The sequence below is a fragment of the Archangium sp. genome (assembly GCF_036389735.1).
Lineage (GTDB): Bacteria > Myxococcota > Myxococcia > Myxococcales > Myxococcaceae > Archangium.
Window position 1 is genome coordinate 1 of the sequence record NZ_DASVWK010000291.1, and the last position, 7,273, is coordinate 7,273.

6 protein-coding genes are annotated in these 7,273 nt (G+C 70.2%); 1 reads left to right on the forward strand and 5 read right to left on the reverse strand.

Features of this window, described 5'->3' with window-relative positions; translation table 11 throughout:
• On the forward strand, positions 1-1,458 hold a 1,458-nt coding region (locus VF794_RS10320), incomplete at its 5' end, for an FHIPEP family type III secretion protein (RefSeq protein ID WP_331109245.1).
• 7 nt (positions 1,459-1,465) lie between these two features.
• On the opposite strand, the gene VF794_RS10325 is transcribed toward VF794_RS10320, so the two are convergent.
• The 5 genes from VF794_RS10325 to VF794_RS10345 all read right to left on the reverse strand — a co-directional run.
• Complete coding sequence (locus tag VF794_RS10325) at positions 1,466-1,801, reverse strand: HU family DNA-binding protein (RefSeq protein WP_331109247.1); 336 nt, start codon at positions 1,799-1,801, stop codon at positions 1,466-1,468.
• Between the two features lie 124 nt (positions 1,802-1,925).
• Complete coding sequence (locus tag VF794_RS10330; RefSeq protein ID WP_331109249.1) at positions 1,926-3,344, reverse strand: YhjD/YihY/BrkB family envelope integrity protein; 1,419 nt, start codon at positions 3,342-3,344, stop codon at positions 1,926-1,928.
• A gap of 94 nt (positions 3,345-3,438) precedes the next feature.
• Positions 3,439-6,054, reverse strand: coding sequence for an Rne/Rng family ribonuclease (locus VF794_RS10335; protein WP_331109251.1), 2,616 nt, complete (start codon positions 6,052-6,054; stop codon positions 3,439-3,441).
• Positions 6,055-6,620: 566 nt separating this feature from the next.
• A complete protein-coding gene (locus tag VF794_RS10340; RefSeq protein WP_331109253.1) occupies positions 6,621-7,067 on the reverse strand; it encodes a DUF3052 family protein in 447 nt (148 codons plus the stop codon).
• Positions 7,064-7,273, reverse strand: a 210-nt coding sequence (locus VF794_RS10345; RefSeq protein ID WP_331109255.1) for an acylphosphatase, incomplete at its 5' end; no start/stop codon positions are given. The genes VF794_RS10340 and VF794_RS10345, both read right to left, overlap by 4 nt.

The following is a 7,273-nucleotide window of genomic DNA, read 5'->3' on the forward strand; positions in this document are numbered from 1 at the left end:
CTGGGCGGCATCTGCATCGGCGTGCTTCAGAACGGGATGACGCTGGCCGAGGCGGCCTCCACCTACGCCCTCATCTCCATCGGTGATGGGCTGGTGTCGCAGATTCCCTCGCTGTGCATCGCGGTGGCGGCGGGTCTCGTCGTCACGCGCGTGGCCTCGGAGAAGGAGGATGACTCGCTGGGTGCGGAGATCGGCGCGCAGCTCTTTGGCGAGGCCAAGGCGCTCTGGGTGGTGGCCGGGCTCTGCGGGGCCCTCGCCGCGATGCCGGGCATGCCGCTCGTGACGTTCCTTGGACTGGGCGCGGCCCTGGGAGGGCTCGCGCATTCCCTCAAATACGTGAAGGCCGCCGCGAAGGAGGAGGAGGCCGCCGAGGCGCAGGCGGAAGGCAAGCCCGAGGCCGGAGCGGCCGCGCAGGGAGCACCGGGCGCGGCGCCGGAGAGCGCGGTGGCGCCGGTGGGGGTGGCTCCGCTGACGGTGGATCTCGCTCCGGACCTCACGCCGATGGCGCAGGAGCAGGGGGGCGCCTTCGTGCACCAGGTGCTCAACCGGGTGCGGGACGAACTCTTCTACGAGCTGGGCGTGCGCGTGCCGGGCATCCGGGTGCGGACCGAGGCCGCGTACCTGCCGGTGGGGACCTACCGCATCCTGGTGGATGAGGTGCCGGCGGGGATGGGACAAGTGGTGCCCGGGGCGCTCTACGCGGTGGCGCAGCCGGAGGAGCTGGCCTTCCTGGAACTGAAGGCGGAGCCCGCGGTGGAGCCCTCCACCGGCAGGCCCATCAGTCGGCTGACGGAGGAGGGACGGGCGCGCCTGGAGATGGCGCAGGTTCCGCTGCGGCGCCCCGGAGAGCTCATCGCCGAGCACCTGCGGAGCATCCTTCGGACCCGTGTGGCGGGACTCCTGGGCATCCAGGAGGTGCAGGGGCTGCTGGATGGGCTCGACTCCCAGGCACCCACGCTGGTGAAGGAGGCGCTTCAGAAGGTCCCGCTGCCGCTGCTCACCGAGGTGCTGCGCAAGCTCGTGGAGGAGCAGGTAAGCATCCGGAACATGCGCGCCATCCTCGAGGCGCTGGTGGCCCCCACCACCGAGGGGGATGCCACGGCCCTGGCCGAGCGCTGCCGCCAGGCGCTGTACCGCTACTTGAGCCACAAGTACGCCCCCTCGGGGCCGCTCTTCGCCTACCTCGTGGATCCGGACATCGAGGAGACGCTGCGCGCCACCGGGCCACGAGGGCCGGCGCCCGCGCCCGAGCGGGTGGCGGAAATCCTGGAGGGGGTGAAGCGCGTCTCCACGGGAGGACAGACGGTGCTGCTCACCGCGCCCGATGTCCGGCGCACCCTGCGCAAACTGTGCGAGGGCGCCTTCCCGGACGTCGCGGTGCTCACCTATGGCGAGCTGGACATGAACCTGCAAATCCGCCCGCTGGGGCGGCTGTCACCGGTGGCCATGGGGCACTGAGCGGACGCTAGTAGTTGGTGCCGCTCTTGGGGTCGAACGAGATGTCGGACTGAGGCGTCTGGGGCGCCGGCCGGTTGACCCGGTCGCGCAGCTCCTTGCCGGTACGGAAGAGCAGGCCGCGCTTGGGCTTCACGGGGATGATCTGCCCCGTCTTGGGATTACGGCCCTGGTAGCCCTGGTAGTTCTTCACGTGGAAGGCGCCCAGCCCGCGGATCTCGATGTTCTCCCCGCGGCACAGCGCTTCCTTCATGGACTCGAAGATCGTCTCGACCGTGGCCTCGGCCTGTTTCTGCGTCATCCCCTTCTTGGAGACGAGGACGTTGATCAGATCGGACTTGAGCATCGCATGCTCCCGCAAACCGCGTAACCCCTCGGAAACAGGGCGCATGGCCCGTGGTCGAATCCGGGAAAGATAACAGAACGAATCCCGTGCGCAAGCCACGAGACCCGCCAACCTCCCAGAAACGTTACGGATTTCCGCTTCCCACCACGAGCGGGGCCACGACTGGAGCGGTCTGCGCCGCCGTCGCCGCCGTGGCGAGCCCGGGACGCACCAGGAGGGCCAGGTCCAGCCACCGGGTGCGGCGCAGCACGTCCAGGCCGGACTCGTCCGACTGCCGGAAGAAGGCGTCCACCGACTCGAAGCCGGAGGCCAGAGGGGTGCTCGGGGCGTTGGGCTCGGCGGGGTTGTAGACGCCGTGAACGGCGAGCGTCAGGTCGGCCAGCGTCAGCTCCGCCGGGGGCCGGGCTGGCAGGATGCCTCCCCGGCGATGGCGCTCGATGAGCCCCGCCCGCTCCAGGTCGTCCACCACCTCATCGACGAGCGACTCGGCGACGCGGAGGCCGAGGGCCAGGTCACGGGGGCGGGGAGGTGTCCCGCCGTCGAACCAGACCAGCGTGGCCTCCTGGGCAATCCGGGCGGCCACCAGCTCGCGCGCGCGCGGGTGGGCTCCGAAGGCCCACAGCGAGTCCCGGAAGCTGGCGTGCTCCACCGCGTAGGACAGGCGGGCGCCGGTGAGGACGAGGAGCCAGTCCACATACAGCCACGCGAGGAACATGGGCAGGGCGCCCAGCGAGGCGTAGAGGGGGTTGTGGCGGAAGCTGTACGCCGCGGCTCCCGTGTACACGTGCCGCGCCACCCACCAGGCCAGACCCCCCACCAGCCCGCCCGCCAACGCCGACCGCCAGCGCAGGTGGGTATTGGGCGTCACGTAGTAGAGGAGGGTGAGCCCGACCACTCCAGTGAGCGGGGACAGGGTCCCGAACAGCAGCTCGGAGAGGCGGGGGAGGAGGGGGGCATGGGTGTCCTGGAGGAGGGAGCGCACCTCGCCCGTTCCCGCGAACGAGAGGGCCAACATCAGGGGCCCCAGCAGCAGCAACCCCGAGTAGATGAGCGCACGGACCCACCACGAGCGGTGGTTCTTCACACCCCAGATCTCGTTCAGCGAGACGTCGATGTTGTGAAGCAGCGAGCCCGCCGAGAAGAGCAGTCCGAGGAAGCCCGCGCTCCCGATGGCCGTGGTGTGGCTCGGGTCCAAGAAGCGCTCGAGGAAGGCCGCCGACTCCTCGCGCACGCCAGGGGCCAGCACCGCGAAGATGAACTCCCGGAGGCGCTGCTGGAAGGACTGTTGGTGGTAGGCCCCCAGCAGTGCCACCACCACCGTCAGCAGCGGCACCAGGGAAAAGACGCTGATGTAGGTGAGCGCCGCCGCGCGCAGGCGGATGTTCTCGCCCTGGAAGCCCCGCGCGAGGCTGCGCACCGCCAGCAGCGTGTCCATGGCGAAGCGGCCCGTGCGGGTCCGCTCCAGCGGGGCCCAGGTGCGCCGGACCCACTGGAGCACTCGCGCCTGGAGCCGCTTGAAGAACAGGGGGGAGAGGGGCCACATCCGGGAGTCGCAGGGTAGCGAATCCCGGGGTGACTCGGCCAGGGGGAGGGTGCTTCCGAGTGGGTTTGCTCGGGCACCCTCACTCCCGGTTCAGCTACTTACCGCCGGGCTCGTTGCCGCCACCGGACGACGTCGGCGGGTTTCCTCCGGAGCCTGGCTGCTCGCCCCCGGCCGAACCCTGCTGCTGCTGGGACTGCTGCTGCTGGCCACGACCCTCGCGCTGCTCGGACCGGCGCTGCTGCTCGCCCCGGGGCTGCTCGCCACGGGACTGCTCACCCCGGGGCTGCTCGCCACGGGGACGGTCGCCGCGGTCCCGGTCACCACCACCCCTGCCGCCGCGGTCCCGGTCACCACCCCGGCCGCCACGGTCCCGGTCCCGGTCGCCACCCCGGCCGCCACGGTCACCCCGGTCGCGGTCCCGCTCACCGCGGCCACCACCCTCGGAGCGGGGGCCGCGCTCGCCCAGGCCGCCGCTCTCCGGCCGGCGCTGCATCGACAGCTCGCCATCGCCCGAGCCCGGCGACGAGGCCACCTTGTGGTCCCCGCCCTGCGCGCTGCGGCCGTAGATGTCGTACTGCTCGCGGTGGTAGTTCTGCTGCGCCTTCACCTGGATGGACTTGTTGTAGCGGTCCATCAGGTGCCGCAGCTCCTGGCGCTCCTCGCCCTGGAGCAGCCGCGCCACCTCGGCGTTGCAGTTGATGACGAGTGTGGGGTCCTTGTAGCCCGGCGCCTCGCGGCGGATCTCCCCGAAGATCTCGTAGGCCACCGTGGTCGCCGTCTTCACGAAGCCCTTGCCGTCGCAGTACGGGCAGTCCTCGTGGAGGATGCGGCCGATGGACTCGCGCACGCGCTTGCGCGTCATCTCCACCAGGCCCAGCTCGGAGATCTTCAGGACGTTCGTCTTGGCCTTGTCCCGGCCCAGCGCCTCCTGGAGGGACTTGAAGACCTTGTCGCGGTTCTGCGGCTTCTCCATGTCGATGAAGTCGCAGATGATGATGCCGCCGATGTTGCGCAGCCGCAGCTGGTAGACGATCTCCTTGGCCGCCTCGACGTTGATCTTGGTGATCGTCTCCTCGAGGCTCTTCTTGCCGACGTAGCGGCCCGAGTTGACGTCGATGGCGGTGAGCGCCTCGGCCTGGTCGATGATGAGGTAGCCGCCGCTCTTGAGCCACACCTTGCGCTGGGTGGCGCGCTGGAGCTCGTGCTCGATCCCATAGGCGTCGAAGACGGGCTCGTCCGACTCATGGAGCACCACCCGGTCCTTGAGTGCCGGATCCTGCGCGTTCACGAAACCGAGGATGCGCTCGTATTCCTCGCGGTCATCGACGACGAGCTTCTCCACGTCATGGGCGAAGAGGTCGCGCGTGGCGCGCAGGATGAGGTCGAGGTCCGGGTGCAGCAGGCCGGGGCCACCGCGCTTCTCGTTGCGGCGCACCACCTGGTTCCACACCTCGATGAGGAAGCGGATGTCGCTCTCCAGCTTCTCCTGCGGCACGTTCTCCGCCACCGTGCGCACGATGAAGCCCGTCCCGGGTGGGCGCAGGCGGTCGACGATCTCCCGCAGGCGCTTGCGCTCCTTCTCGTTGGAGATGCGGCGGCTGATGCCCACGTGGTCCACCGTGGGCATGAACACCAGGTGGCGGCCCGGGATGGAGATGTGCGAGGTGAGGCGCGCGCCCTTGGTGCCGATGGGATCCTTGGAGATCTGGACCACGACCTCCTGGCCCACCTTCAGCAGCTCCTCGATCTTCGCCGTCTTGCGCGGCTTGGACTTCTCCTCGTCGCGCTTGCGCTGCTGCTCCTCGCGCTGCTTGCGGGCGGCCTTCTCCTTCTCCCGCTCCTTCTCCTTCTCCCGGTCCTTCTGCTCGCGGCGACCCTCGCGGGCCTCGCGGGGGACCTCGCGGTTCTCGCGCGGGGCGCGGCGCTCACCAGCCGTCGTCTCGGGCTTCTCGGCCTTCTCGGTGCGCGGAGCGGCCTCGGTCAGGACGGGAGCCGCCACGGCGGCGGGCTCGCTCAAGGTGGCGGGGGTGGGCTCCTGCGGGAGCGCCAGGGCGACCGAGCCCTCGGTGGTGGGCTGCTCCGGAGAGGCGGACACCTGTGCCTCCACGCTCACGGGCGCGGCCTCCGTGGGCGCCACCGGCACCGGGGATATGCTCACCGCCTCGGGCGTGGCGCTGGCGGATACCGGCTCGGCCGGGCTCGTCTCCGCGGGGGCCACGGGCGTGGCCTCCTCGGCGCGACGCTCCGGCTCCTGGGCGCGGGGCTCCTCGGCGAGCCGCTTCGGCTCCTCCGTGCGGGGCTCCTCGACAGGGGGCCTGGCCACCTCGGCCGCGGCGGGCTGCTCGTGGACCTCGGCCTCCACGTCGGCACCACCGCCCTCGTGGGCGGCCTCGGCGGCCATGGCCTCCGACTCCTCGGGCACCTCCGGGGCGTCGTCATGCTCGCCCTCGGTCAGCTCGAACTGGGAGCGAGCGAAGTCCGGGTCGTAGACGACGTCACTGACGTAGAGGAAGGCCGCCTTCTCGAGTCCGATGTCCACGAAGGCCGCCTGCATGCCGGGGAGCACCCGGACGACGCGGCCCTTGTAGATGTTACCGACAATGCCCTTGTCCTTCTTACGCTCGAGGTAGAACTCCGCGATGTGGCCACCTTCGACCAGGGCCACGCGGGTCTCCCGGCCCGCCGCGTTGATGACGAGGATGCTGCTCATTGAGGAATCCTGGGCGCGCGCGCGGATGCGTGAGCTCCGGCGGACGGGAGGCGACGGCGTCTCCCGCTTCCGAGCGCGCTGCGAGGGGAGAGGCGGTCCCGGTTGCCCCCGATGCACGGACGAGGGTCGGCCCGGGTGTCCGGGTACCGGCTGTCTCCGCGCGGGTGGGGGTTGAGGGGACCAACACCTGCTCCTCCGAGTTCATGTGCCCCATGTCATCCGGCACCCTGCCGGGCGGGGACTTGCTTCTCTACCGAGCGTTCGAGGCGCCCTGGCGCTCGTGCCGCCCGACCCCTTCCTTCCACACCCGGTCGGTGCCCATCCGCGGGCGCCTTGGGGGGGCGATAGAGGCTCGGTGCAGCCGGCGCGCCCTGGTCCCGGAACGCACCCGTCTCAAAAATCTCCTGGGCCCTCAAACGCTCCACCCTGGGTGGAACGTCCCAAGGCCCGAAAACAACAAAAGGTTTTCACGCCTGATACGACCTGTAAAGGCAAGACATGGAAAATGTCGCCCGGTGGGCAACCCCGGAGGCCGGCCCACCCAGGGGGCAGCCGGGGTTGCGGGCTCAAGCCTGGGCGGTCGGGGCCTTCTTGCGGCTCTCCGGCTTGTCCAGCCGGCCCCTCGGACGGCGCACCAGCCGCAGCCCGGTCCAGGTGCTGTCGATGAGGCAGATTTTGTTGTCCACCAGCCCGATGTCGAGCGCAGCCTGACGGATGAAGTCCTCGGAGAGGGATGTCTTGATGCCCTCGCCGCTGGGCCAGCACACCCAGATGCCCCCGGTGAGCGTCATGGCCCGGGAGAGGGCCGGCAGTCGCTGGACGAGCTCGTGGGCGTCCTGGGTGAAGAACAGGATGACGTCCAGACCCGTCTGGGCGGTGATGAGGAACTCCACGCCGTCGGGTAGGGGGTTGAGCTGCTGGACGAAGCCCCGAGGCGGGTTGATGACCGAGACCTTGCTGCCCGACTTGATGCCCAGCATGGCTGGCAGAGAAGCCAGCGCGTAGGGAGTCATGAGCTGCGCTCCACGGTAAAAGTGCTGAACTCCCCACGCGCCTCCGCATCGGCGCGCTCCACATCCGTCACCCGGGCCTGGCTAGGACCGCGGCGGCACCAGTTGACGAAGGCCTCGAGGGCCTCGGGCGCGCCTTCCACCACCGCCTCCACGGAACCATCCGTGAGGTTGCGCACCCAGCCCGTCACACCGAGACGCAGGGCCTC

Bases quoted from the DNA above. Each gene is read 5' to 3' on its own strand.
- VF794_RS10325 (WP_331109247.1), bottom strand. From the start codon at position 1,801: ATGCTCAAGTCCGATCTGATCAACGTCCTCGTCTCCAAGAAGGGGATG.
- VF794_RS10330 (WP_331109249.1), bottom strand. From the start codon at position 3,344: ATGTGGCCCCTCTCCCCCCTGTTCTTCAAGCGGCTCCAGGCGCGAGTG.
- VF794_RS10335 (WP_331109251.1), bottom strand. From the start codon at position 6,054: ATGAGCAGCATCCTCGTCATCAACGCGGCGGGCCGGGAGACCCGCGTG.
- VF794_RS10340 (WP_331109253.1), bottom strand. From the start codon at position 7,067: ATGACTCCCTACGCGCTGGCTTCTCTGCCAGCCATGCTGGGCATCAAG.